Genomic DNA, 1,180 nt, shown 5'->3' with positions numbered 1-1,180 from the left:
GCGGCGCCCGGGTGCGGCCCGGGATCTACCTCTCGGCCTCCGTCGCCCTCTCCCTCCAGCCGGACGGCGCGTTCCTCGTCCAGGAGCTCGGAGGCGCGCGCCAGGCGGTCGGCCGCTACGAGAGCCGCGCCGGCGCGATCACCTTCCTGAACGGCGACGGCGACGTCGGAAGAACCCGGTTTCCCTTCACCTGCCGGGTCGCCAGCGTCTTCGGAGGATTTGCGGTCGATCCCGCTCAGCCGGGCTGCAGGACGTTCGCCGGCCTCACCTTCCGAAGCGCTGATTGATGGCGAAGGAGGACAGCGGCGATCTTCTGCGCGCGACGGGTCCCGCGCTGCGGAACGCCCCGCGCTTCAGCGGGGCGGACGACCATCTCGCCGCGCTTTCCCGCGGGACGCGCCTGTTCGAATACCGGATCGACGCAGTGCTCGGCCACGGCGGCTTCGGCATCACCTATCTGGCCGAGGACACGCTTCTGAGGGAGCCGGTCGCGGTCAAGGAGTTCTTTCCCGCGCATGCGGCGATCAGGGCCAGCGACCAGTCGGCGCGGGCGCGGTCCAGCCGGGACGCCGCGACCTTCGACGCAGGCGTCGCGTCCTTCCTGGACGAGGCCCGCATCATCGCGCGCGTGCGTCACCCCAACATCGTGCAGGTCCGCAGGTTCTTCGAGGCCCACGGGACCGGCTACATCGTGCTGGATTTCGTGCAGGGCCGGTCGCTGGAGGCGACGCTCGAGGAGGCGCCGCTGCCGGAGCGCCGCGTCCTCAGCATCCTGAACGGCGTGCTCGATGGGCTGGGCGCGCTCCACGACCGGGCCATCCTGCATCGCGACCTCAAGCCGAGAAACGTGATCCTGCGCGACGACGACACGCCGGTCCTCATCGACTTCGGCGCGGCGCGCGACTTCGGACTGCGCCACAGCGCGACCGTCACCCAGATCGTCTCGCCGAACTATTCGCCGCCCGAGCAATACGGGATCGGGGACCAGCAGGGTCCCTGGTCGGACATCTATTCCCTCGGGGCGATCCTCTATCGGGCGGTCACCGGCAAGGTTCCGACGGACTCGCTGAGACGTCTTCGCGACGATCCACTGGCGCCGGCCGGCGTCGCCGCCGCGGGGCGCTACGACGAGGCGCTCCTTCGGCTCGTCGACGCGCTGCTCGCGATCGAGCCCGCCGGG

The 1,180-nt window shown here is 70.8% G+C and carries 2 protein-coding genes; both read left to right on the top strand.

Annotated elements, in window-relative coordinates; all coding sequences use genetic code 11:
* Positions 1-287 (top strand): hypothetical protein (locus ACIKT0_RS18675; protein WP_407106806.1); only part of this gene is annotated, 287 nt, incomplete at its 5' end.
* A partial coding sequence (locus tag ACIKT0_RS18670) for a serine/threonine-protein kinase (protein WP_407106805.1) occupies positions 287-1,180 on the top strand: 894 nt, incomplete at its 3' end. The genes ACIKT0_RS18675 and ACIKT0_RS18670, both read left to right, overlap by 1 nt.

Origin of the sequence: Hansschlegelia beijingensis (genome assembly GCF_045505405.1) — a bacterium.
Lineage (GTDB): Bacteria > Pseudomonadota > Alphaproteobacteria > Rhizobiales > Methylopilaceae > Methylopila > Methylopila beijingensis_A.
The sequence above is the reverse complement of the archived record's forward strand: the minus strand, read 5'-3'. Positions and strand labels throughout refer to the sequence as shown.